Raw genomic sequence first — 24,021 nt, forward strand, 5'->3', positions numbered from 1 at the left:
GTGGTCGACCACCCGCCCCGGTGGTAGACCACCGGGACGGCACCGGCTACCGGCCGGGCAGGGTGATGGTCACCCGGGTGCCGGCACCGGAGAGGTCGAGCACCAGCCGGCGGGCCATCCTGTTGATCAGATCGAGCCCGCGTCCCCGGTCGGACCCGTCGTGCGAGTGACCCCGCCAATGTCCCCGGTCGGTGACCTCGATCCGGACCTGCTGCCGGTCGAGCAGCATCACCTGCAGTGCGACCGGGCCGCCCGGACGCCCGTGGTAGGCGTGCTCCAACGAGTTGATCAAGGCTTCGTTGCAGGTGGCCAGCAGTGCGTCGGCCTGATCCGGAGTGAGGTCGTTGCCCGCGGACCAGTCCCGCAGTGCCCGGCGCGCGGCGGACAGGTCGGCGGGGGAGGTCAGGGTCAGCCGCAGCACCGGGGAGCCGTCCGTGCCGGTGGGCAGCCCGTCCAGATGTACGCAGGCCACCACCGTGTCGTCGGTGATCACCTGGCCGTCGGTCATCGCGTCCAACAGCCGGTCGCACCAGACCTGTGGCTCGGTGCCGGACAACCCGGCGGCGGCCCGGCCGAGTCGGTCCAACCCGGCGTCGATCACCTGACCACGCCGCTCGACCAGCCCGTCGGAGTACCAGACCAGCATCGCCGAGTCGGGCACCGCGATCTGGGCCTGGGTCCGGGGCTGCGCGGTCAGCCGCAGCGGCAGCGACCGGGCGTCGGTCAGGTAGCGGCTGTCCCCGCCGGCCACCAGCAGCGGCGGCAGATGACCGGCGCAGGCGTAGGTGAGCAGCCGGTCGGTGGGGCTGTACTCGGCGTACCCGACGGTGGCGAAGTCGGCCCCGTCGATCGTCTGGCAGGCGGTGTCCAGCGCCTCCAGCACCTCGACCGGCGACGCACCGGTCTGCGCCACCGAGCGCAGCGACTGCTGCAGCCGGCCCATCGTGATCGCCGACGACAACCCGTGGCCGACGACGTCTCCGACCGCGATACCCACCCGGTTGCCGGGCAGCTCGAACACGTCGTACCAGTCGCCGCCCACGTCGCGGCCGTGCTCCGCCGGCCGGTAGCACACGGCGGCCGTGACGCCCGGCAGGTCCGGCGAGATCTGCGGCAGCAACGCCCGTTGCAACTGGTGCGCGGCGGCGTGCTCGGACTCGTACATCGCTGCCCGGTCGACGGCCTGACCAGCGAGTTCGGCGAGGGTACGGGCGATCGAAACCACCTCCGGGGTGATCGCGTCGTCCCGACGAAACGCGAACGCCAGCGCACCGAGGCACCGGTCGCCGACCTTGACCGGCACCGCCAGCAGACTGCGGGTGCCGGTGCGAGCGTGGGCGTCGGCGAGCGCGGGGTAACGAGCGTCCAGCGCCGCCCGGGTCGGCAGTTGGACCGGCCGGCCGGTCCGGACCACGTCGACGACCGGCAACCGGTCCGACCCGTCGAGCGGGAACGTGGCGAAGCCTCCGGCGACCTGGTCCGCGAGGGCCGCCGTCGGCCAGCTTCGGACCGAGCCGCCGGCCAGATCGGTGAGCGCGACCGCGCCGTGGTCGGCGACCAGGCCGACGCCCCGGTCGACCAGCACCCGGATCACCTGGTCGGACGTCGCGGAGGTGGCCAGCCCGGCGGTGACGTCCTGCAGCGCCTGCAACCGACGGCGGGCGGCCACCTCACGACGCGACTCGGCCTGCGCCCGGTCCCGTTGCGCCACCGCGATCGCCAGCGCCCAGGCCCCGAGCACCACCACCGCCAGGTAGATCTGCAGCGACGCCGCCTCCAGCCAGGGCTGCCCGGCCAGCACCGACCACGGCCCGTGCCCGGCGGCGCTGAGCAGATTCGCGGCGAACGCCATCACGAATCCGGCGGCCCCGACGGTCGCCACCCGGCCCAGGAAGCCGACCGCGAGCAGCACCGGCACCGGCAGGTAGGACAGCGGCACCTCCCGGGGCCAGAAACCGATGACGGTCAACGCCCCGGTGCCGGCCAACGCCGTACCGCCCCGGACCAGCTGCCAGGGTCGGACCCGGCCGCGGATCGCGTCGAGGCCGACCAGGGCGGCACCGAGGGTGAGCACCGCGAGCCCGTCGCCGGCCCAGAACCGGCCCAACGCCGGCCACCAGGCGCCACCGGTGCCGACCGCGCTGGTCGTGGCCCCGATCACCGCGCCGACCAACGGGCCGATGCCCACCGGGTAGAGCAGGAACGCCGCCGCGTCGCGGTACCGGGTCAGGTCGATCCGGCCCGGCCGCAGCCATCGCAGCCCGGCGGCACCGACCAGCGGTTCGGCGACGTTGGTGAGCGCGAAGCCGAGTGCGACCGGCGGTCCGATCCCCTGCCACAGGTCGATGCCGAACTCGGTGAGACCGACGGCACCGAGGATCCACGGCCAGTGTCGGCGGCGGGCCAGCACCAGCGCGCCGAGGGTCACCCCGGCCGGCGGAAAGAACACCGCGCCGACGGCCGAGGCGTGGAACAGCAACCAGGCGCAGCCGGAGCCGAGCGCGTATGCGGCAGCGACGCAGAGCGCGATCAGCGCCGACCGGCCCAGCCGCCCGGTCCGGTGTCGCCAGCGTGCCGGCTCGCCGGCGACCTGTGTCAAAGCTGTCATCCTCCCCGGCCACGCACCAGGAGGACTACCTGGTTGCGCATCAGACGATAATGACAGCGTCGGGTGCCGTACGGCTCACAGGTGCCGTCGGCGCCAGTTGGTCTCCTCGCTCTCCAACGCCTGCTGTTGAGCGAGCTGGCTGCCGCGTAGCGACCGGCGATGGCTGCCGCCGCGTAGGTTGTCCACCGCGGCCGCGGCGACGGCGATCAGGCTGAGCAGGGCGAGCGCGGCGAGCGGCGGCATGAACGGGGCCATCGGCAGCAGCGCGGTGATGACCAGGACGGGCAACGCGCCGAGCGGATCCACGGATCGGACCGTCCGCGCCTGGAATGCGAGCAGGGCCAGCAGGTAGAGCACGACGCCGCCGTACAGCACCCACAGGTGGACCGGATCGAGCACCGCCCTTTCCTGGTCGCCGGTGTCACTGGCCAGGTAGGCGAGGACCTGTTTGGCGCCCAGGGACAGCAGAATGATCCCGAGGACCATCGGGAAGTGCAGCAGGGTGTACGCGTCGCGGGCCAGTCGGAGCCGGGCGGTGCCCTGGGTGCGGTGCAGCACATGTTCGGCCGCGATCGAGCGGGAGTCGAAGTACCACCACCAGAGGGCGCAGATCAGCGCGATGCCGAGCACCACGCCTGCGACCAGGGGCAACGTCAACGGTGTTCCTGCCAGAAGTTCGGCGCCGATGCCGATCGAGATGACCGACTCGCCGAGAGCGATCAGCACGATTTGGGCGTGTCGTTCCGCCCAATGCCCGGCCGAGACGACGGCGAGGGCCTTGGTCCGGATCACCACCGCGTAGGCGATGGCGACGGCAAGTCCCCACAACGTGACAAAGGCAGCTATCCGGGCATTGCCGGTGAACTGTCGCGGCAGGAGCGCGGCCACCACCAGCAACCCGCAACTGAGGAGCAGCGCCGGTGCGCTTCGCCACCACATCTCACGCAACGAAGGGTGGTTTCGCGCGGCATGCCGCAGCGCCACCATCTCCAACGCCCAGATGATGAAATAGCAGGCCGGAAACACGAGTTGCCCGGGGATCGAGAGCGGCGCGGACGACGACGGCACCGCGACGTCGTCTTCGGTGCCGGGCAAGGTCGCGACGGAGACGAAGACCGCCGCCATGATCGCGAAACCGATGATCGGCATGATGCCCTGGTCGGCCCGCAGGTTGTTGCCGAGTACGGCGAACCGCGACCAGGCCAGCCAGAGCGCGGCGAGCAGCAGGATGACGCCCAACAGGATCAGGGCGTCGAGGTCCTCGACGGCCAGCGTGTTCAGGTGGATGAAGGCGAAGACGAAGACCAGGTCGAAGAAGAGCTCCAACCGGGTCACCTTGGCACCGGGCGCCGCCGGCTGGACCCGGGACCGCCCTGCGTCACTCACCCCACCATGATGCGGAGCTGACCGAATTTCATGGCATTTTTCGACCTATTTCATGACGATCATCGTTCACCTTTCGGGCCGAGACCCCCGTTCGGTGCGCAGCACGCCCTGGCGGTCGGCCTGCTCCTGCAGGATCTCGTTGGCGAGCTCGTCGGCACCCGCGTCGTTGGCCGTACCCGAGTTCTCGAGATCCTTGCGCAGCCGGGCGCGCTGGTTGTCGTAGCCCTTGCTGCCTGGTCGTTTCCCGGACATCGTGCCTCCTCGTGGTGACCTGTCCGATTCGTGTGACCGGTCGACTCGTGTGACGGTCCGACCGGGCGGGTACCCGGGATCGCCACGGCTATCCGTCGGCCGGCCCCGGGTACCCGACCCGTCACGGCTCCGGGAACTCGACCAGGTAGACCGGCGCGCCGACCCGGGTCGTGTCGGCCGCCTCACCGATCCCGTTGACCACGTGGTCGATGGCGCCCGCGCTCAAATTGACGGTCATGATGTTCCGCAGTCGTACGCCGGGACGGTGCGGCACCTCGAAGCCGTTGCGGGTGCGGATCGACGGGTCGTTCTGGTTGAACACGTACACCCCGCCGCCGTACAGCTGGTGGTGCCGCACGTGGTCGGCGACCTTGTAGCCGGCCCAGCCGGGGGTGTCGCCGTTCATCCAGTCGGCCTGGGTGGGCGGGTCGTACGGCAGCTCGTTCTGGTACAGGACCGTGGTGCCGTGGTCGCCGTTCCAGACCGTGTTGTACCGCTGGAAGTGCTCGACGAACAGTCCGGTCGCGGTCACGTGGTCGCCGTTGACCACGACGCCGTACCGTCCGGTGTTGGTGTGCCAGCGGTCGGTGTCGCCGTTGACGCCCTCGGTGAACCCTTCGACTCCGTGATCGGCCCGCCACACCCAGGTGTGGTCGATCAGCACGTGGTCGCTGTTGATCTGCAGCGCGGTGCCGGTCCGGCCGATGTGCGGGCCGCCGAGCGTGAGAGCGCTCTCTCGGTGTCGCCCGCCGGCACCCACCGGTGCCGTCGGGGAATCATCTGTTTCTACCCGCTGGATCGGTCTTTGGCTATGGGGTGCTGGCCGGTCGCCGGCCGACGACGGTGCCGGATCCGGCGAAATACGCATTCCCGGTAGGGGTAGGCTCAGCGGTCGAGTCGGATCGCAACGAGTCGCGAGGGAGAGACAGATGGCGGTCAGCACCTACACCGTGCAGGGGATGACCTGCAGCCACTGCGTCGGTTCGGTGTCCACCGAGATCGGCGGGATCGCCGGGGTCACCGAGGTGGACGTCGACCTGGCCACCGGCAGGGTCACCGTCACCAGCGAACAGCCGGTCAGCGACCAGGCGGTGGCCGCCGCCGTCGAGGAGGCCGGCTACGAGCTGGTCACCGGCTGAGCACCACCGGCCGGAACCGGCGCAGCCGCAGACTGTTGGCCACCACGAACGCCGACGACATCGCCATCGCCGCACCCGCGATCATCGGGTTGAGCAGGCCCGCCGCCGCCAACGGCAGCGCCGCGACGTTGTAGGCGAACGCCCAGAACAGGTTGCCCTGGATCGTCCGCAGGGTGCGGCGGGACAGCCGGACGGCGTCCACGGCGGCGGTCAGGTCGCCCCTTACCAGGGTGAGATCGGCGGCCTCAATGGCGGCGTCGGTGCCGGTCCCCATCGCCAGGCCGAGATCGGCCTGGGCCAGGGCGGCGGCGTCGTTCACCCCGTCACCGACCATCGCGACCACCCGACCATCGGCCTGCAACCGCTTGACCGCGTCCACCTTGTCGGCGGGCAACACCCCGGCGATCACCTCGTCGACCCCGACCTCGGCGGCGACCGCCCGGGCGACGGTGGCGTTGTCCCCGGTGAGCAGGACCGGGGTCAGACCGAGCCGCCGCAGCGCGTCGATCGCCGGCCGGCTGGTCGGCTTGACCCGGTCAGCGACGGCCAGCACGCCCCGGGCCCGACCGTCCCAGCCGACCATGACCGCGGTCCGGCCGGCGGCCTCGGCGGCGGTCAATCTGCCGGCCAGCGCCGCGTCCACGGTCAGGCCCTCGTCAGTCAGCAGCGCCGGCCGACCGACCAGCACGGTACGCCCGCCGACGGTGCCGCGTACACCCAGTCCGTGCCGGCCGGCGAAGTCGGTCACCGCCGGCAGCGGCCCGACCCGCTCGGTGGCGGCCCCGGCGATCGCCCGGCCGATCGGGTGCTCCGACCCGGCCTCGACCGCGCCGGCAAGCCGGAGCAGTTCGTCGGGATCCGGGTCGGCGCCGTCGACCAGCACGTCGACCAGCGTCATGGTGCCGGTGGTGACCGTGCCGGTCTTGTCCAGTAGCACGGTGTCCACCCGACGGGTGGACTCCAGTACCTCCGGGCCTCTGATCAGCACGCCGAGCTGGGCGCCGCGTCCGGTGCCGACCAGCAGCGCCGTCGGGGTGGCCAGGCCGAGCGCGCACGGGCAGGCGATGATCAGTACGGCGACCGCTGCGGTGAACGCCACCGCGACGCCCGTCCCGGTGGCGAGCCAGTAGCCGAGGGTGCCGACGGCGAGCGCGATGACGATCGGCACGAAGACACCGGAGATCCGGTCGGCCAGCCGCTGCGCCGCTGCCTTTCCGGTCTGCGCCTGCTCCACCAGCCGGACCATCTGGGCGAGCTGAGTTTCGGCACCGACCCGGGTGGCCGTCACCATCAGCCGGCCACCGGCATTGACGGTGGCGCCGACCACCGGGTCGCCGGGAGCGACCTCGACCGGCACGGACTCACCGGTGACCATGCTGGCGTCGACCGCCGAGGACCCCTCGGTCACCACGCCGTCGGTGGCGATCTTCTCGCCGGGCCGGACGACGAACCGGTCACCCACCGCGAGCTGATCGACCGGAATCCGGGTCTCCACGCCGTCGCGCAGCACGGCGACATCCCGCGCGCCCAGCTCGAGCAGGGCCCGCAGCGCCGCACCGGCGCGGCGCTTGGCGCGGCTTTCGAAGTATCGGCCGAGCAGGATGAACACGGTCACCCCGGCGGCGACCTCCAGGTAGATGTTGGCGGCGGCTGTGCCGTGACCGATGGACAGGCTGAACGGGTGGGTCACGCCGGGGGTGCCGGCGGTGCCGAAGAACAGCGCCCACAGCGACCAGCCGAGGGCGGCGAGGGTCCCCATCGAGACCAGGGTGTCCATGGTCGCCGCGCCGTGCCGCAGATTCGTCCACGCGGCGCGGTGCAACGGCAAGCCGCCGTAGAGCACCACCGGGACGGCCAGCACCAGACTGACCCACTGCCAGTAGGTGAACTGCCAGGCGGGCACCATCGCCAGGACGACCACCGGCACGCTGAGCACCAGCGCGACCCGGAGCCGGGTACGCAGCGAGCGGAGGTCGTCGGAGACGGCCGGCCGCTCGTCGCCCGCCGAACCGTCGGAAAGCGCTGCGCTGCGGGCATCCTGCGGCGGAGCGGGCAGCTGGGCGGTGTAGCCGGTACGGCGTACGACGTCGATCAGCTCGTCGGCGGTCACGGCCGGATCCTCGACGGTGACGCTGGCCTTCTCGGTGGCGAAGTTCACCGTCGCGGTCACCCCGTCGATCCGGTTGAGCTTCTTCTCGATCCGAGCCGCGCAGGACGAGCAGGTCATCCCACCGATGCTCAACTCGATCCGGGTCGCCGTCTTGGGCCGGCCCGGTGCGGTGCTGCTCATGCCGTCCTCCTCGCCTGCGGTGATGGCGGGACCCACCATACCCCTAGGGGGTAGATCGTCACGGGTCGGGCAGTGGGTGTGACAAGGTCAGCCGCGCTTCATCAGCCGACCGACCGCCGCCATCATCTCGGCGGCCATCTCGTCCGCGCGGCCCTCGGCGGAACCCTCCTGCATGCAGTGCCGGGCGTGTCCGTCCAACAGGCCGAGAGCGACCTTGTCCAGAGCCGCCTGGATGGCGGAGATCTGGGTCAGCACGTCGATGCAGTACCGGTCGTCGTCGACCATCCGCTCGATCCCGCGGACCTGCCCCTCGATGCGGCGCAGCCGGGCCTGGAGCTGGTCCTTGGACGCGGTGTAGCCGCGGGTGGTCTGGCTGGTCATCCTCGTAGGCTAGCAACCCCCAGGGGGTATATGCGAGGAAACCGCCGTCGGGCAGGTACGGTTGCCGGACATCGTCGGACGTCGGATACCGGGACGGAGCAGACATCATGCGGGTGCGGTCGATGATCATCAGCCTTGTCGTCGCCGGCTCGGTGGCGTTGGCCGGCTGCGGCACTTCGGCTGACGGTGACGGCACGCCACCCCCGTCCGGCGGGGACACAACCGGTGCCGGCACGCCAGCCGGGGACACCGACCCCGAAACCGGTGCAGACACCGACAATGGTGCCGGCACCGACGGTGGCGGTGTCAGCGCCAGCTATGCCTTCACCGCAGACACCCTGGCCGGCGACACTTTCGACGGGCGCAGCCTGGCCGGCAAACCGGCGGTGCTGTGGTTCTGGGCACCGTGGTGTCCCACCTGCCTCGGCCAGGCCGCCCGGGTCAACTCACTGGCCGCCGACTACGCCGACACCGCCGGTGTGGTCGGCGTGGCCGGGCTCGACGGGGTGCCGGCCATGCACGAGTTCGTCGAGCTGGCCGAGCTGTCCGGCTTTCCGCAACTGGCCGACGAGCAGGGCGCGGTGTGGCGGCACTTCGAGATCACCGCGCAGAGCACCTTCGTCGTCCTCGACGTCGATGGCGAAGTCGTCGACAAGGGACATGTCGACGTCGACTCGCTGCCCGGCATGCTCGACCGGCTGATCGCCGGCTAGCCGACCTCCGCCACCCGATCCGATGACCGACGCACCGCTCGCGCTCGCCCTGGCGGCAGGCACCCTCGCCGCCGTCAACCCGTGTGGGTTCGCGCTGCTGCCCGCGTACCTGTCCTTCCTGGTGAGTGGCGACGCCGCGGCCGGCACCGGTCGGAGTGCCGCCGTCGGTCGGGCACTGACCACGACGGCCGCGATGACCGCCGGATTCGTCGTCGTCTTCGGGGTGTTCGGCCTGGTCGTGGCCCCGGCAGCCGGGGCAGTGCAGCGCCACCTGCCGTGGCTGACCATCGGCATCGGGCTGCTGCTCATCGGGCTCGGCGGGGTGCTGCTCGCCGGCCGGCAGCTGCCCGGCATCGGCATGGTGCCGTCCCGCGCCCCGGCCACCAGTCGGTCCGTACTGTCCATGGTGGTTTTCGGGATGGCCTACGCCGCCGCGTCGCTGTCCTGCACGATCGCTCCGTTCCTGGCGATCGTGGCGGCCAGCTTCCGCGCCGGCTCGGTCGCGTCCGGGGTGGCCCTGTTCGTGGCGTACGCCGCCGGGATGGGGCTGACCGTCGCGGTCGCAGCCGTCACCGTCGCGCTGGCCCGCGACGGGCTGCTGCGCCGGGTCCGCCGCGCGGCCCCGCTGCTGTCCCGCGTCGGCGGCGCGTTGCTGGTGGCTGCCGGCGGCTACGTCGCCTGGTACGGCTGGTACGAGATCCGGCTGCTGCGCGGCGGGTCGGGCGGGGACCCGCTGATCGACGGCGCCGGCATGGTCCAGCGGTGGCTGGCCGCCACGCTCGACCAGGCCGGGGCGGCCGTCCTGGCCACGGTCCTGGTCGTGCTACTGGCCGGTGCCGGCCTGCTCAGGCTGGCCCGGTCCCGTCATCGGGGCCGCAGGTAAGAGAACACCACGGTCCGGGCGTTGGCCGGCAGCTGGCCCGGTCGCTGAACGCACCGCGACCGACAGCAGGTCGACCGTGGTCGGTGCCGGCGACGACAGTTGATCGTCACGGGCAGCGGACGACCTGGCCTCCGTAGGACAGGCCACCGCCGAAGCCGAACAGCAGGATCGGTGCGCCGGACGGTATGTCGCCGCGCATCACCAGCTTCGACAAGGCAATCGGGATGCTGCCGGCGGAGGTGTTGCCGGACTCGATGACGTCCTCGGCCACGATCGCGTTCGGCGCACCGATCCGTTCGGCGAGCGACCTGATGATGCGCAGGTTCGCCTGGTGCGGCACGATCGCGGCGAGGTCTGCCGGGGCCACCCCGGCCCGTTCGCAGACCTGCCGGGCGATGGTCGGTAGCACTGTGGTCGCCCACCGGTAAACCGCCTGGCCGGCCTGCTGGAACGTGCCGGCACGACCCTCGATGCGTACCGCGTCGGACATGTCGGGGACCGAGCCCCAGACGACCGGACCGATCCCGGGCTGGTCGGCGCCAGTCAGCACCACGGCTCCCGCGCCGTCGCCGACCAGCACGCACGTCGTACGGTCGGTCCAGTCGGCGAAGTCGGACAGCTTCTCCACCCCGACGACGATGGCGTTACGCGCCGCGCCGGCGCGTACTGCGTGGTCGGTCGCGGCCAGCGCGTAGGTGAACCCGGTGCAGGCGACGTTGACGTCGATGACCGCCGGGTGGTTGAGCCCGAGGCGGGCGGCGATTCGGGCGGCCATGTTCGGCGACCGGTCGATGGCGGTGCAGGTGGCGACCGAGACGTAGTCGATGTCGGCGGGGGACAGGCCGCTCTGGGCGAGTGCCTTGCGGGCGGCGTGCGCCGCCATCTCGTCGACGGTCTCGTCCGGCTCGGCGATGTGCCGGGTCTGGATCCCGACCCGGGACTGGATCCATTCGTCGCTGGTGTCGACCATCTTCGACAGGTCGGCGTTGGTGAGGATCCGGCTGGGCTGGTAGTGCCCAACGGAGAGAATGCGTGAGCCAGTCATCGATCTATCTCCCTTGGGCTGCCACGAGTGATGCCAGCGACTGGGCTCGACTATAGTGCCTTTTCGCAGTCCAGCCGGGATGAACTCCATTGTGGTTGAGGACGGTCGGCCGATCGCGCAGACGACCCACCACCCCCCCACCACTCCGCTCGGGAAGCACCTGCGGTCTTGACCGTCCCCCGGGCGCTCCCCGACGCCGCGGCAAGTCCACCGTCGCGATCGCGGGCCGCCGGTGGCTAGCAAGGATCTGCCGGACCTATCCGCTCCGGGTCCTTGCGGACGATCAACATCAGGTAGCGGGCGAGTTGTGCGCTCCAGCAGGGCAGCCGGTCTTCGACCGCCGCGACTCCGGCCACCATCGCTCGGCCCGCCCACCCGCCGGGCACCACCGTGCGGGTGATCTCCGGCGCGAGAACCGACCAGCTCCGAACCTCGATGCGCGCCCGACCACGCAGCCCGGCCTGCAGCAGGCGATGGTCGACCGGGTGGTTGGGCAACGGTGGGAGGTCCGCCACCGGCCGGGAGTCCAGCCGTAGCCGGCGGGCCAGGTTCTGGAGGCGGGCGAACGCCTGGATGTACACGAGCACGGCGACGACGCCCGGCCGCAGGACCCGGCAGATCTCCGTGAGTGCCAGCGTCTGTCGCTCCGGAGTGAGGTGGTAGAGCACGTGGGCGCACAGCACCCGGCTGAAGGTGTCCGCCGGAAAGGGCAGCTGGCAGATGTCGGCCTGCAGGTAGCTGGCGGTGTCGCCGAGGGTCTGCCGTGCGCCGTGTAACGCCGCTGCCGCGAAATCGAGATTGACCCGTAGGCCGCCGTCGGACGCAACCGGCACCGGCGCTCCACCGCACCCAGGTCCAACAGTGGTCCGTCGCCCGCCAGCAGTCGGGCGACCCGCTGGTCACGGCGCCGATGGTAGCCGTCCATCACCGGTCGCAGGTCGACGAAATGCTTCCGCGTCCCGGTACTTCCCGGATGATCCGCGCTGCCAGCCGTAGGTCTCGTAGAACTGCCGTACCGCCACGTCGTCTTCACGAGTCTGGTCCATTGATCGATACTGGCCTACCTCCACAGGAGAATCAATCCGCTTGTCGGGGTGTTGGGGCCCGGAACCTGGCGCGGTATCGTGCCGCCGGTGAAGTGGACCGCGCCGTTGATCGCGTCGTCGCGGGCGGTGACGTCGACGGTGCCGCCGGAGATGGTCACCTGCCGGCTCTCGATCGCCTCGTAGGAGCTGGTGACGGTGACCGTGCCACCGGAGATGTCGACAGTGTTCTCGCCCTTGACAGCGTCGTCGCCGGCATTCACCCGCACGGTGCCGTTGGTGACGGTGAGCCGGCCCCGGCCCGGATCGGTGTCGTCGGATCTGATGCCGTCACCGCCTGCGAGCAGTTGGCGTTGAACGTCCGGTCGTGGGTCTGTCCGTGTGGCGGTCACCACGACCGGGACGTCGACCCTGACCGGGTGGCGGTGGACTGGGAGCGGTCACTCCGACTGACCTGACCGGAACTGCCCGGCCTGAGTCGGCCAGCTGACCGGCAGCGCGAGCGGGCCGCGCACGATGGTCCCGGCGCGCCACCGTACCCCGTCCGGGTCGGCCAGCCGCAGACCCGGCGCCGCCGCGACCAGCGCGCCGACCACCTCCTGGATCTCCATCGTCGCCAGCCAGGCCCCGAGGCAGCGGTGCGGACCGTAGCCGAAGGTGACATGCCGGGCCGTCGGGCGCCGGTCCGGGTCGAAGGTGTCCGCGTCCGGGAACACCTCGTCGTCACGGTTGGCGGAGATGGTCGAGGCGAACACCGCCTCCCCGGCCCGGACCGTCACCCCACCCAGCTCGACGTCCTCGGTCGCCACCCGGGGCAGCCCGCTGCCGCCGTTGAGCGGCACGAACCGGAGCAGCTCGTCGACCACCGCCGGCACCCGGTCCGGCTCCCGGCCCAGAAACTCCCAGAGGTGCCGGTGGCGCAGCAGCAGGTACGCCGAACTGGCCAGCTGGCTGGCCGTGGTCTCGAACCCGGCGGCGAGCAGGGTCACGCCGAACGACACCAGCTCCTGCTCGGTCATCCGGTCGCCGTCGTCGGTGGCCCGGACCAGCATGCTCAGCAGGTCGTCGGTGGCGGACTCGCGGCGGTGCGCGATCAGCTCCCGCAGGTAGTCCTCCAGCGCGGCGGCGACCGACCGGAACTCGTCGGCCGGCATCGGCCCGGGCATCAACAGCGCGTGCGTCCAGGCGCGGAACCGATCACGGTCGGCCAGCGGTACACCGAGGACGTGGCACAGCACGGTCAGCGGCACCGGCAGGGCGACCGTCGCGTACAAGTCGCCCGGCACCGGGCCGGCCAGCAACGCGTCGATCCGTTCGTCGGCGACCTGCCGGACGTACGGGCGCAGTCGCTCGATGCGCCACTGGGCGAACGCGCTGGCGGCGATGCGTCTGAGTCGGCCGTGCTCCGGCCGGTCCAGGTCGAGGATGGTGGTGGCCACCGGCGGCGACTCGGTCTGCCGGGGCACGTCCGGAGTGCAGGCGGCGGCCCGGCTGAACCTGGGGTCGGCGAGCACCGTCGTCACGTCGGCGTAGCGGGTGGCGAGCCAGGCGTCACCACCGTACGGCAGCCGGATCCGGGACACCGGGCACTCGGCGCGCAGCCGGGCCAACCTCGGGTCCAGCCCCAGCTCGTCGTAGTCACGGAACGGGTACAGCGGCGGCTCGTGCGGCTGCGGCTCGTGCGGCTGCGGCTCGTGCGGCGCGGACGCGGTCATGGCCGGGGCTGCCTCAGACCGCCACATGCGGCACCGGCCAGTGCCGCATCCGGTAGGGCAGGATCAGTATCGCGTCGCCGGCCGCGCAGGCCAGCCCGGCTTCGACGGCGGCGGCGGCCGCGTCGACGTCGCCCGGCGCCGGCACGCCGGACGGGTCTTCGGCCAGCCGCAGAAACGCGTCGGCACCGTCGGTGATCACCATCCGGCTGGCCTCGACCCCGGGTCGGACGTCCTTGACCGTCACCATTCCCGGCCCGCGACGGTAGTAGCAGCTGCCGTACCGGTAGGCCAGGCCCCATTCGCCGGCATAGGCCCGGCTGGCCCGGTCGGTGCCGGCCGACGGCGCGACCAGGTGCACGTGGGTGTCCAGCGGGAACGACGGCCGCCCGCGTAAGGTCCAGCGCAGCCGTACCGCGTGGCTGGTCACCGCGCGCAGGAACCGCAACTGGGCCAGGTCCTGCTCGGGGGAGTCGCCGAAGTCCAGCGGCTCCGGCAGAGTCACCGTCCGCAGCGACCAGGCGGCCAGACCGGTACGGTCGGTGAGCAGCATCGCCGTACCCATCTCAAGCCACCTTGACCGGTTCGACGGTGGTCGCCAGGCTGATCCAGCGGCCGTTCTCCTCGAAGACCAACCCGGCGTCGTCGAGTTCGGCCAGCCACCGCGCCAGCCGGTCGGTCTCCACCGGCAGTCCGGCGGCGGCGAGCCGTGCGGCCAGGGCCGTGACGGTACGGCCGTGCTCCAGCTCGGCGTACGCACGGCGCAGCCGGGGATCGGCGATACGGTGTTCACACTCCGGCCAGCCGACCCGCCGGTCGGCGATCACTGTCTCGTCCGCGTCCAGGCCGGTGAGCAGCTGCAGCGCGCTGGCCGGATAGCCGTCGGTCCAGCGTTTGAGCAGCTCGTTCAGCGGCTCGGCGTCCTGCTCGGACAGGCCGGCCGGCTCGGTGTCGAACAGGTAGACCAGGTCGGCCAGCTCGTTCTCGGGCAGGTCGTAGACATGCTGATAGAGCCGGGCGGCCCGGCGGGTCGGGAAGCCGAGCACCGGGTTCTCGAAGTACGGGCTGAACCGTTCGAGCAGGATCCGCGACGAGCCGGCCGGTGGCTGCAGGTGCACCAGCCGGGGAAGCTGACGCAGCACCGGGTCGTAGTCGACCCGGCGTTCGCCGGGGAACCCGTACAGCCAGTTCCACGACACGGTGAGCCCGGCGGACTCGCAGTCACGCAGCGTCCGTACGTTGTGGACGCCGGAGACGCCCTTGTCCATCAGCTTGAGCACTGGGCTGACCAGCGATTCGATGCCGGGCTGTACGTGGGCCACGCCGGCGGCGCGCAGCGCGTCGATCTCGGTCGGCCGCAGGTTGGACTTGACCTCGTAGTGCAGCCGCAGGTCCCAGCCGAGCGCGGTGACGCGGGGCAGGAAGTCTGCGTAGTAGTGGTTGTCGATGATGTTGTCGACCATGATCACGTCGAGGGTCTGGTGCCGGCCGACCAGCTCGGTCATCTCGGCGATCATGCGTTCGGCGGGCTTGGCCCGGAACGTCATCGCGGTGCCGTTGAGCCCGCAGAAGGTGCAGTGGTGCTTCTCGCCCCACCAGCAGCCCCGGGCGCCCTCCAGGACCAGCTTGGGTTCGATGTACTCGCCGACCGGCGAGGCGGCGAGTTGGCCGAACCAGTCGTCGAAGTCCGGGGTGGGGATGCGTGCCGGCGGCAGCAGCGCGCCCTGCGGGTTGTGCCGCGCGGTGCCGTCGGCCCGGCGCCAGGACAGCCCGGGTATCCGCGCGAGCCGGGCGTCACGCTCGTCGCCAGCGCCGAGGTTGCCGCCAGCGTCGAGGTCGCGAGCGTCGAGGGCGTCCAGCAGCATCGGGAACGCGACCTCGCCCTCGCCGCGTACCACGAAGTCGACGAACGGGAAGTTGCGGTGCAGGGCGATCCCCATCGCGCCGTCGCAGTTGCCGCCCCCGAACGCGATCCGTACGCCCGGGTCGAGCTGGCGGATCCGTCGGGCGACCGCGAGGCTCGGCACGTTCTGCATGAACGTGGTGGTGAAGCCGACCAGCGACGGACGGGTGGCGAGGATCTCGGCGGCGGCCAGCTCGACGAAGTCGGCGGCGTACTGGCGCATCGCGGTCGGGCCGGCGATGCCGGTGCCGTACTCGGCCGCGTAGCGGCGCAGCGTCTCCACGCCGAACTCGGGGTCGTCGTGCAGCACCCCGGCGAAGACCCAGTCGCCGAGGCCGTCGAAGAGGCCCACCTCGGCGACCTCGGTGTAGTCAGCTGGGCTCAGCTCGCCATCGCTGCGTTCCATCAGGAACTCGGCCCAGCGCAGGCTGCCGTGGTAGGCGGTCGGGGCGGGCCGCCCGGTGGCGACGGTCACCGCCTTGAGCAACCCGATCGGCAGTGATGGTGATTCGATGGCCTGCCAGGGCATGGCGACCAGACATACGGACATCGGCCGGGCCTTTCAGCTGGTGAGCGCGTCATACCGAGGTGCGCCGGATGGGGCGGGACCGCCCCATCCGGCCGATCACGTCTTCGGCCCTCCACGCGGACTTACCCGCGCCTCGCCGGCCGCGATCACTTCTCGGCCTTCCGAGTCGGGACCAGGTACTTGCAGGTGCCGTGGGCCGGCGTCTTGATGGTGACCTTCTTGATGGTCAAGATGTTCACCTCCCTCCGTCCATGTCGACTCCACCGGCACTCAGGCGGGCCCGGTGCCGGCGGAGAAACCAGTGCCGCAGCCGGTCGGGCTCACGGCCGGTCAGTTCGGCGAGGGACACCGAAATCTTGTCTAGGTAGGTCAGTCGCATGCCGATCTCATGCCACTGCGGCCCGTACTCGCGCCACAGCTCGCGCCCCTCGTCCGTGGCGGACTCGCGGGCCAGGTAGTTCAGCCCGATCGCGACGTGCTGGATCTCGTCGCGGCGTACGTGGTGGTAGAGCTGGCCGAGCGGGTCGCCGGCGAACACCTCGCGAAGTAGGATGAACTCGTCGGCGGCGAAGCCCTCCAACATGGTGTGCACCAGCGCCCGGCCCATGTACGGCAGCTGGGTCAGCGCCGTGTCCAGCGGTTGCATCAGCTCGGGCGACTCCGGCTCCGGCTCACCGCCGCCGACCAGGCTCGCGTACTGGTAGAACGCGTCCGCGTGCCGGGCCTCGTCGGCGGTGGCCAGGGCGAGACTGAACCGCAGCGGCGCGTCCTCGGTCTGCGCGGCCAGCGTCGCGGCGGCGACCAGCCCGGCCTGCTCGGCGTAGTAGCCGCGGGAGGACATCCGCCAGGCCAGCTCGGCCCGCTCCCAGCTGGGGTCCGCCGGCCCGTCAGCGATGATGTCCGCGGCGCGCCACGGCGTCTTGTCGCGGGTCACGCCGAAGACACGGTACGCCAACTCGTTGCGATCAAGATCATTGGCATCGATGAGTGCCACTGGCAACTCCCCAACAGGCTTGCCGCCCAGCGTCGGCCACGGGATTCCGGCAAGCGGGAGATTCTCGGTTCACTGATTTGGTTCAGTCGATCCGTGTCAGTCGATTGATTGCGTCGGTGAGGATGTGCGCCGGCGGTGGTGCACGATGTGATGAGCATAAATGACCTCGCGTCGGTACGGCAAGCATTATCGTCCGGGGTGGTGGTCGGTTCGCGACCGGTGGAACGGGCAAACGGTATTTACCTTGGTCACCGTAGCTTTCGATGGTGACCGCAGCTGTGGGAAGGTGACTCGACCGACCGAGCCGAGGAGTGGTGCCCATGCCCGGCCGTCTCGCCACGTCGATCGCGGTGGACCGACCGCTGCGCCCGGCCGTCGCCGCCCAGGCCGCCAGCGTCGTCGGCACCCACGTCGCCGCGCTGGCCCTGCCGACCGTCGCGGTGGTGGCGCTGCACGCCTCGCCGGTGGCGGCGGCCACCCTGTTCGCCCTCGAGTACGGCGCCCAGGCGCTCGCCGCACCGCTGCTCGGGGTGGTCGTCGACCGGGTCGTCGACCGGCGTCGGCTGCTCATGGCTGCCAGCGCCGGCACCGCCGCCGTGGTGCTGGCCGTACCGGTAGCCGCGCTGGCCGGAGTGCTCTCCCTGCCGCTGCTGTACGCCGTGGCCGGCCTGTCCGGCGTCCTCGGTGGGCTGGTCACCATCGGCCTGCAGGCCACCGTGCCGCAACTGGTCGAACCGGACCGGCTGGTGCCGGCGAACGCCGCGCTGGCCGGTGCCCAGTCGGCCGGCCAGATCGCCGGGCCGGCGCTGGCCGGCTGGCTGGTGCAGACCCTCGGCGGGGCGCTGGCGATGTCGGCGAACGCTGCGGCGCAGGCGCTGGCCGCCGTCGGCTTCGCCGCGCTGCGGCCCCGGCCGGGCGGGCCGCCGCCGGCACCGGAACATCCACTACGGGCATTGCGCGACGGGGTGGCCGCGCTGCGTGGTCGTCCGGAGCTGGTCCGGATCGCGGTCACCGCCGCCGCATTGAACCTAGGCGGTTCCGCGATCGGTGGCCTCTACGTGCTGTACGCCTACCGGGTCCTCGACCTGTCGCCCTGGGTGCTCGGGTTGACCTTCGCGGTGAACAGCGTCGCCGCCGTCGCTGGTGTGACCACCGCACGACGGGTGATCGCCCGGCTCGGCCATCCCCGGGTGGTCCCGGTGTTCGCCCCGCTCGCCGGGGCCGCCCTGATGTTGATCCCGCTGGCCGCCGTCACGCCGTCGGTGCTGACCCTGATCGTCTACGAGACGATCTTCGGGTACTGCGCCACGGTCTGGCTGATCGCCTCGGTGTCGCTGCAGCAGTCGGTGGTCCCCGGCCCGCTGCTGGGTCGGGTGCTTGCGTTGAGCCGGGCGCTCGCGGTGCTGGCGGTACCGATCGGTTCCCTGCTCGCCGGCGTCGCGGCACAACTCTGGGGGGTGCTGCCCACCCTGATCTGCTTCGCCGCCGTGGCCTTTCTCGGCACCGTCGCAGTCGTTTCCCGGCGGGTGGCCGCCCACAACCTGACCACATCCTGACCGGACTCCGACCAATTCCAGTATTGCGACAGGCGTCGATCGGGTACCTATAATTGGCGGCATTCAGCAGGCGATCATGATAGCTTCCGATGCGGCCGGTGAATGAATCTCCGCCGGCGCAGGGACGGGGAACACCCAGACGATGGACCTGTCGGACGCGTACCGCGAAATGGTTCGGATCAGGGTCTTCGAGGAGCAGGTTCTGCGGTGCGCCGCCGCCGGCCAGGTGCCCGGATCAGTCCACCCGTACACCGGGCAGGAAGCTGTCGCCGTCGGGGCGCTGGCCGCCCGACAGCCCGACGAGTGGGTGGTGAGCTTCTACCGGTGCCACGGGCATGCGCTGGCCGCTGGGGTGGCAGCCGCCGGGCTGGCCCGGGAGATCCTCGGCCGGACCGGCGGGGTCTGCGGCGGCAAGGCCGGGTCGATGCACATCGCCGACCGGTCCCGCTACCTGCTCGGTGCCAGCTCCATCGTGGCCGCGCAGCTGCCAATCGCGGCCGGAGCCGCGCTGGCCGAGAAGACCGCCGGCAGCGGCCGGGCGGTCGTCGCGTTCTGCGGTGACGGCGCGTTCGGCGCCGGCGCCACCTACGAGACGCTCACCGTCGCCGCCGTGCTCGGGTTGCCGCTGCTGCTGGTCTGCGAGGAGAACGGCTGGCAGGACCACACCCCGAGCGACCTGGTGCGGCACCGTGCACCCGGGGAGATCGCCCGCGGCCTGGGGCTGGACTGCGACGAGGTGGACGGCAACGACGTGACCGCAGTGCACCGGGCCGCGGCGGCGGCCCTGGCCCACTGCCGGACCGGCCGCCCGCAGGTCCTCGTCGCCCACACCTACCTGCGGCACTTCCACGCCCAGCTCGGACCGCAACCGCCGGGTGAGTACCGCCCGGCCGCCGAGCGGGAGCACTGGCTGGTCCGGGATCCGCTGACCCGCGTCGAGGCGACCCTCGCCAGCCCGACCGTCGCCAGCCCGGTCGCCGCCAGCCGCGAGCAGGCCGCCAGCCCGGTCGCCAGCCCGGTCGTCGCGATCCGGGAGCAGATCACCGTGGAGCTGGCCGAGGTCTTCGCCGACGCGCTGGCCGCCGACCGGCCGGACCCGGCGAGCGCGGTCACCACGGTCACCGCCGCGCCCTGGCCACCCGGCGCAACCTGGCCGGAGGCCGTCACGGTGCGGGAGCCGGTGACATGACCCGCCGGCACCCGTCCGTCGGGGCGGTCCGCGGCGCCTTGGCCGACCAGCCAACAATGAGCATGTTCTGCACCTACCAGCAGCCCGACCTCATCGAACTGTTCGGCGCCGATCGGATGGTCCGGCTGCCGATCGCGGAGAACACCATGCTCGGCATGGCGGTCGGGATGGCACTGCTCGGCCGCCGGGTGCTGGTCAGCATCGCCCGCGCCGCCTTCCTGTTCACCGCCTTCGACCAGCTGGTCAACGAGGCCACCAAGTGGCGGTACATGTCCGACGGGCAGTTCACCGTACCGGTGGTGGTGCGCGGGCTGACCCAGGGCGGTGAGCAGCTCGGCGCCCAGCACGAGCACGCTGCGCACGGCCTGCTCAGCCAGATTCCCGGGCTGGTAGTCGCGGTCCCCGGGTCACCGAACGCCGCCGCCGGGCTGCTGCGCACCGCGCTGGTGCACCCGGATCCGGTGGTGGTGCTGGAATCGCCCCGGCTGTACGCCGCCGACTGGGCGTCGCTGCCCGAGCCGGAGCCGACCGACGCCGCGTTGCCGTTCGGCGTCGCCGGTTGCGCCCGTCCCGGCCGCGACCTCACCCTCGTCGGTATCGGCAACACCGTCGCCACCTGCCTGCGGGCCGCCGCCGTCCTCGACCGGGACGGGCTGCACGCCCAGGTGGTCGACCTGCGTACCGCCGCACCGCTGGACCTCGACGGCGTCACCGCCATGGTCCGTGCCGCTGCCGGCGGCCAGGTGATCCTGGTCGACGAGGCCCCGGCCGGCGTCAGCGTCATGTCCGCACTGGGCCTGCACCTGGTACGCACCGGCGCGGTCGCGCCGCACCGGCTCGACCTGATCGCCGGTGCCCCGGTGCCGGCACCGGTGAGCCCACCGCTGAGCGCCGCCCTGCTGCCGGACGAGGAGCACGTGGTGTCCGCCGCCCGCCGAGGAGCTGCCCGATGATCGACCGGTCCACCTACCACGCCTGGCACGGCATCACCCCGATGGGCGAGTTTCTCGCCGAGTCCGATCCGGACATGTTCCTCGTCGGCGGCGACGGCAGCTACGCCGTCGACCAGGCCGGCCGGCGCTACCTCGACGCCCGCTCGTCGATGTGGAACGTCACCCTCGGCTACTCATGCGAGCCGGTCAAGGCGGCGATGCGCCGCCAGCTCGACGAGCTGCCGTCCGGCACGGTCATGCGCTACGAACATCCGCCCCGGGTCACCGTGCGGTACGCGGCCGCCCTCGCCGCGACGCTGCCACCGACCCTGCGGCACATCCGGTTCGGCAACACCGGCAGCCAGATGACCGAGGCGGCCGGCATGCTGTCCCGTTTCCACCGGAGAATGACCGGCGAGACCGGCCGTGACCGGATCATCGCGGTGCACGGCAGCTACCACGGCACCGGGCCGTTGGCCACCGCGCTCACCGGTGAGCAGATCCTGCACGAATGGTCGGCGCCGCTGGACGACCGCGTGGTGCACGTCGCCGGCGGCGACGAACTGCTCGACGCCGTCGCCGGTGTCGTCGACCGGCTCGGCGCGTCGCAGGTGACCGCCGTCATCGTCGAGCCGGTGATGGGCAACTATCTGCACGCCGCCAGCGTCGACCAGTTGGCGGCGCTGATCGGCTACTGCCGGGCCCGGGACATCCACATCGTCGCCGACGAGGTCACCACCGGTGCCGGCCGGGTCGGGGCCATGACGGTCAGCGAGCGGCTGCCCGAACCACCCGACATGATCGTGCTCGGCAAGGGCGTCAGCGCCGGCTACTTCCCGCTCGCCGTGCTCGCGGTCGCCGACCCGATCTACGACGCGCTCGCCGAGCCGCCGTTCCGACTCGGCTTCCCGAACGGCAGCACCACCGACGGGCACCCGCTCGGTGCCGCCGCAGGCCTCGCCGTCCTGGACATCCTCACCGCCAACGGGTTTCTCGACGGCGTCCGCGACCGTGGCCGGCAGCTGTGCGACATCCTGCGTGACACGCTGGCCGACGATCCGCACGTCGGTGACGTACGCGGTGAGGGGATGTTGCTCGGCCTGGAGCTGCGCTACCGCGACGACGGTACGCCGTGGACGGTGCGCGACGTCTACCGGCTTCGGCTGGCCTGCCGGGACAACGGGCTGCTGACCAGCTACTCCGACGGGGTGATGCCGTTGCTGCCGCCGCTGACCATCAGCACCGACGAGTGCGCCGAACTCGCCGCGATCCTCGGCAAGACGATCACCGCGTACGCCGCCGAGCGCCTCGGTGCGCGCTAGCCGGCACGGCCCACCATCGCCGCCATCGCAGTTACCCGGACGGAGTGGCCAACCTGGCAGGGAACGACCATTCGGCCGATGTCCGGGGATCGTCCGGAGAACCGTAGCGCGGTACCGCCGACAAGGTCGCATTTATTCGGGGTACGACTGGCAGACGGTGCTGTCGTGCAGTCCTCCACCAGCCTGCCACTGTCCACGTAGGTACTGGTGGCGGTGGCAGGTCCGCCAGCACAACGCCGTGATCCTGGTGGTGCGGCTGACCGTACACCTTCAGGAAAGCGCGTTCATATGACGTATTCCTACAGTGCTCTCATGCGGGGCATTCCCGTCATTGGCAACGGTGTCCCATAGTCTCGGTAAGATTTGATCGGCATCGATGTATAGTTCATCGGCAGGTAGTTGCGGGTCGCTGGTGACCTGCCGGGGCAACGCCGCCTCACCGGAACCGACGATGTCTGGGAGAACAGGACATGAACGAACACCAGGAGAGTTGGCTGCGGATGCGATGGCGGCAGGCAGCCCGAACCGCTGTCGCGGTGACGGCCTCCGTCGGGATCACCGTGTTGGCCATCGGGTTCACGGCGGGCGCAGCAACAGCAGGTGTTGGCTCCGCCGACCGGAACGCGCGGGAGGTGGCGATCGCCGCCGCGCCGGTATCCCAGGTCGCCGCCGGCAATCTGCACACCTGTGTGACCCAGACCGATGGAACCCTGTGGTGCTGGGGCAACAACTTCTACGGCCAGCTCGGCGACGGGACCACCACGAACCGGACCGGTCCGGTTCAGATCGGCAGCGCCACCACGTGGGCGGGTATCGACGCCGGTAGCGGCAACACCTGCGGGGTACGCACGGATGGGACGCTCTGGTGCTGGGGCAACAACTCCAGCGGGCAGGTCGGCGACGGCTCGACCACCAGACGGACCAGTCCGGTGCAGGTAGGCACCGCCGCCACCTGGGCGAGCGTCAGCATCGGCAGCAACCACACCTGCGCCGTTCGGACCGACGGAACCCTGTGGTGCTGGGGCCTGAACCGTCACGCTCAGCTCGGCGTCGGCTTGTCTCCCTACAAGGCGACGACCCCGCGGCAGGTGGGTACGGCGACTACCTGGGCGAGCGTCACGACCGGCTACGCCCACACCTGCGCCGTTCGGACCGACGGGACCCTGTGGTGCTGGGGCAGTAGCTCGGACGGCCAGCTCGGTCTCGGCATCCTGAGCTACCGGGCGACACCGACGCAGGTGGGCACCGCGACGACGTGGGCCGAGGTGACGGCCGGCTACGTACACACCTGCGCGGTCCGCGTCCACGGGACGCTGTGGTGCTGGGGTGAGGACGGGTACGGCCAGGTCGGCGGGGGCGTCGGCTCCCAGACCACCCCGCTGCGGATCGGCACCGCCAGCAACTGGGCAAGTGTGGACGCGAGCCTCGATTCGTCGTGCGCGACCCGTACCGATGGCAGCCTGTGGTGCTGGGGCAAGAATTCGTTCGGGCAGCTCGGTGACGGCACCACCACTCACCGGTCGACCCCGGCACAGGTAGGCACCGCGACCACCTGGACAGTCGGCTTCTCTGTCACCTACCACGCCTGCGCGGCACGCACCGACGGCAGCCTGTGGTGCTGGGGTGACAACACGTTCGGGCAGCTCGGTGACGGCACCACCACCCACCGGTCGACCCCGGCACAGGTGGCAATGCCGGGCTGAGCACCGCCGGTTCCGCGCCGAGCCGCAGTGAGGAACCGCCGTACGGGCCGCGCCGCTCAACCTGAGCAGCGCGGCCCGTACCGGCACTACGGCCTTGCTCAGATTGCCTGATCGTCAACATAGATGGATGGGCGTATCGACTGACTTCACGGTGGCGATCGCCGGCGCCGGGCTCTGCCTCGCCCAGTCGTCTGGCGAGCCATCGGCGTCTGACGACGCTGAAGCCCTCGGCCTGTGGGTCCATGGTGACGATCTCGACGTCGACGCCGGATGCGGCAGTGGGTCGACCGCGGTGGGCGGCTCGCGGACCCCCGAGTGTGGGCCCAAGCCAGCCAGTGGGCGCTATACAGGCACCGTTCAATATCGAAGTGTGACAAGGTGCTACTAGGGACATCCCTCGAAGTACATGATCTACCGAAGTGCCCTCGTAGACTGGCCAGG

At 71.2% G+C, this 24,021-nt stretch carries 19 protein-coding genes and 2 pseudogenes; 8 read left to right on the forward strand and 13 right to left on the reverse strand.

From position 1 onward, the window contains the following. Positions 1-46: 46 nt before the first annotated feature. The 4 genes and pseudogenes from O7553_RS28705 to O7553_RS28720 all read right to left on the reverse strand — a co-directional run. Positions 47-2,599, reverse strand: a complete 2,553-nt coding sequence (locus O7553_RS28705; protein WP_281552668.1) for a SpoIIE family protein phosphatase — start codon at positions 2,597-2,599, stop codon at positions 47-49. 84 nt (positions 2,600-2,683) lie between these two features. Further along, positions 2,684-3,994, reverse strand: coding sequence for a low temperature requirement protein A (locus tag O7553_RS28710; RefSeq protein ID WP_281552669.1), 1,311 nt, complete (start codon positions 3,992-3,994; stop codon positions 2,684-2,686). 66 nt (positions 3,995-4,060) lie between these two features. Continuing rightward, entirely contained in the window at positions 4,061-4,246 is a 186-nt protein-coding gene (locus O7553_RS28715; RefSeq protein ID WP_281552670.1) for a phosphatidylethanolamine-binding protein, read from the reverse strand. Positions 4,247-4,367: 121 nt separating this feature from the next. Beyond that, positions 4,368-4,967 (reverse strand): annotated as a pseudogene (locus tag O7553_RS28720) (adenylyl cyclase); the annotation flags it as partial. A 208-nt stretch (positions 4,968-5,175) separates the two neighbouring features. Between O7553_RS28720 and O7553_RS28725 the strand changes: the two are divergent. Next, the gene (locus O7553_RS28725; protein ID WP_281552671.1) at positions 5,176-5,385 is read left to right on the forward strand and encodes a cation transporter; all 210 of its coding nucleotides are present in this window, start codon (positions 5,176-5,178) and stop codon (positions 5,383-5,385) included. Here O7553_RS28725 and O7553_RS28730 read toward each other — a convergent pair. Both O7553_RS28730 and O7553_RS28735 read right to left on the reverse strand, forming a co-directional pair. Further along, positions 5,375-7,675: a heavy metal translocating P-type ATPase gene (locus tag O7553_RS28730; RefSeq protein WP_281552672.1), complete on the reverse strand. Its 2,301-nt coding sequence runs from the start codon at positions 7,673-7,675 to the stop codon at positions 5,375-5,377. The genes O7553_RS28725 and O7553_RS28730 overlap by 11 nt on opposite strands. An 87-nt stretch (positions 7,676-7,762) precedes the next feature. Continuing rightward, the gene (locus O7553_RS28735; RefSeq protein ID WP_278172303.1) at positions 7,763-8,056 is read right to left on the reverse strand and encodes a metal-sensitive transcriptional regulator; all 294 of its coding nucleotides are present in this window, start codon (positions 8,054-8,056) and stop codon (positions 7,763-7,765) included. A 122-nt stretch (positions 8,057-8,178) separates the two neighbouring features. On the opposite strand from O7553_RS28735, the gene O7553_RS28740 reads away from it, so the two are divergent. After that, positions 8,179-8,769, forward strand: a complete 591-nt coding sequence (locus O7553_RS28740; RefSeq protein ID WP_281552673.1) for a redoxin domain-containing protein — start codon at positions 8,179-8,181, stop codon at positions 8,767-8,769. A gap of 22 nt (positions 8,770-8,791) precedes the next feature. Next, a complete protein-coding gene (locus O7553_RS28745; RefSeq protein WP_281552674.1) occupies positions 8,792-9,652 on the forward strand; it encodes a cytochrome c biogenesis protein CcdA in 861 nt (286 codons plus the stop codon). A gap of 106 nt (positions 9,653-9,758) precedes the next feature. Here O7553_RS28745 and O7553_RS28750 read toward each other — a convergent pair whose 3' ends face one another. The 7 genes and pseudogenes from O7553_RS28750 to O7553_RS28780 all read right to left on the reverse strand — a co-directional run bounded on the left by O7553_RS28750 (position 9,759) and on the right by O7553_RS28780 (position 16,878). Further along, positions 9,759-10,697, reverse strand: a complete 939-nt coding sequence (locus tag O7553_RS28750) for a beta-ketoacyl-ACP synthase III (protein ID WP_281552675.1) — start codon at positions 10,695-10,697, stop codon at positions 9,759-9,761. Positions 10,698-10,933: 236 nt separating this feature from the next. Then, positions 10,934-11,545 (reverse strand): annotated as a pseudogene (locus O7553_RS28755) (class I SAM-dependent methyltransferase); the annotation flags it as partial. Between the two features lie 212 nt (positions 11,546-11,757). Next, positions 11,758-12,135 carry a carbohydrate-binding domain-containing protein gene (locus O7553_RS28760; RefSeq protein WP_281552676.1) on the reverse strand — a complete coding sequence of 126 codons (378 nt, stop codon included), beginning with the start codon at positions 12,133-12,135 and terminating at the stop codon, positions 11,758-11,760. 45 nt (positions 12,136-12,180) lie between these two features. Next, on the reverse strand, positions 12,181-13,455 hold the full coding sequence (locus O7553_RS28765; RefSeq protein ID WP_281552677.1) for a cytochrome P450: 1,275 nt from the start codon (positions 13,453-13,455) through the stop codon (positions 12,181-12,183). Positions 13,456-13,468: 13 nt separating this feature from the next. Further along, entirely contained in the window at positions 13,469-14,017 is a 549-nt protein-coding gene (locus O7553_RS28770) for a DUF5825 family protein (protein WP_281552678.1), read from the reverse strand. Position 14,018: 1 nt separating this feature from the next. After that, positions 14,019-15,905 (reverse strand): RiPP maturation radical SAM C-methyltransferase, encoded by a 1,887-nt coding sequence (locus O7553_RS28775; protein WP_281552679.1) that lies wholly within the window; start codon positions 15,903-15,905, stop codon positions 14,019-14,021. A 214-nt stretch (positions 15,906-16,119) separates the two neighbouring features. Continuing rightward, positions 16,120-16,878, reverse strand: a complete 759-nt coding sequence (locus O7553_RS28780; RefSeq protein ID WP_281552680.1) for a ferritin-like domain-containing protein — start codon at positions 16,876-16,878, stop codon at positions 16,120-16,122. A gap of 320 nt (positions 16,879-17,198) precedes the next feature. On the opposite strand from O7553_RS28780, the gene O7553_RS28785 reads away from it, so the two are divergent. The 5 genes from O7553_RS28785 (at position 17,199) to O7553_RS28805 (ending at position 23,580) form a co-directional block, all read left to right on the forward strand. Then, the gene (locus tag O7553_RS28785; protein WP_281552681.1) at positions 17,199-18,434 is read left to right on the forward strand and encodes an MFS transporter; all 1,236 of its coding nucleotides are present in this window, start codon (positions 17,199-17,201) and stop codon (positions 18,432-18,434) included. Between the two features lie 142 nt (positions 18,435-18,576). Continuing rightward, positions 18,577-19,623 carry a thiamine pyrophosphate-dependent dehydrogenase E1 component subunit alpha gene (locus O7553_RS28790; RefSeq protein WP_281552682.1) on the forward strand — a complete coding sequence of 349 codons (1,047 nt, stop codon included), beginning with the start codon at positions 18,577-18,579 and terminating at the stop codon, positions 19,621-19,623. Continuing rightward, positions 19,620-20,576, forward strand: coding sequence for a transketolase C-terminal domain-containing protein (locus O7553_RS28795; RefSeq protein WP_281552683.1), 957 nt, complete (start codon positions 19,620-19,622; stop codon positions 20,574-20,576). The genes O7553_RS28790 and O7553_RS28795 overlap by 4 nt, the downstream gene beginning before the upstream one ends. Next, a complete protein-coding gene (locus O7553_RS28800) occupies positions 20,573-21,877 on the forward strand; it encodes an aminotransferase class III-fold pyridoxal phosphate-dependent enzyme (protein WP_281552684.1) in 1,305 nt (434 codons plus the stop codon). The genes O7553_RS28795 and O7553_RS28800 overlap by 4 nt, the downstream gene beginning before the upstream one ends. Positions 21,878-22,347: 470 nt before the next feature. Continuing rightward, complete coding sequence (locus O7553_RS28805; protein WP_281552685.1) at positions 22,348-23,580, forward strand: hypothetical protein; 1,233 nt, start codon at positions 22,348-22,350, stop codon at positions 23,578-23,580. Positions 23,581-24,021 lie beyond the last annotated feature (441 nt).

The sequence above is a fragment of the Solwaraspora sp. WMMA2059 genome, from assembly GCF_027497315.1.
Lineage (GTDB): Bacteria > Actinomycetota > Actinomycetes > Mycobacteriales > Micromonosporaceae > Micromonospora_E.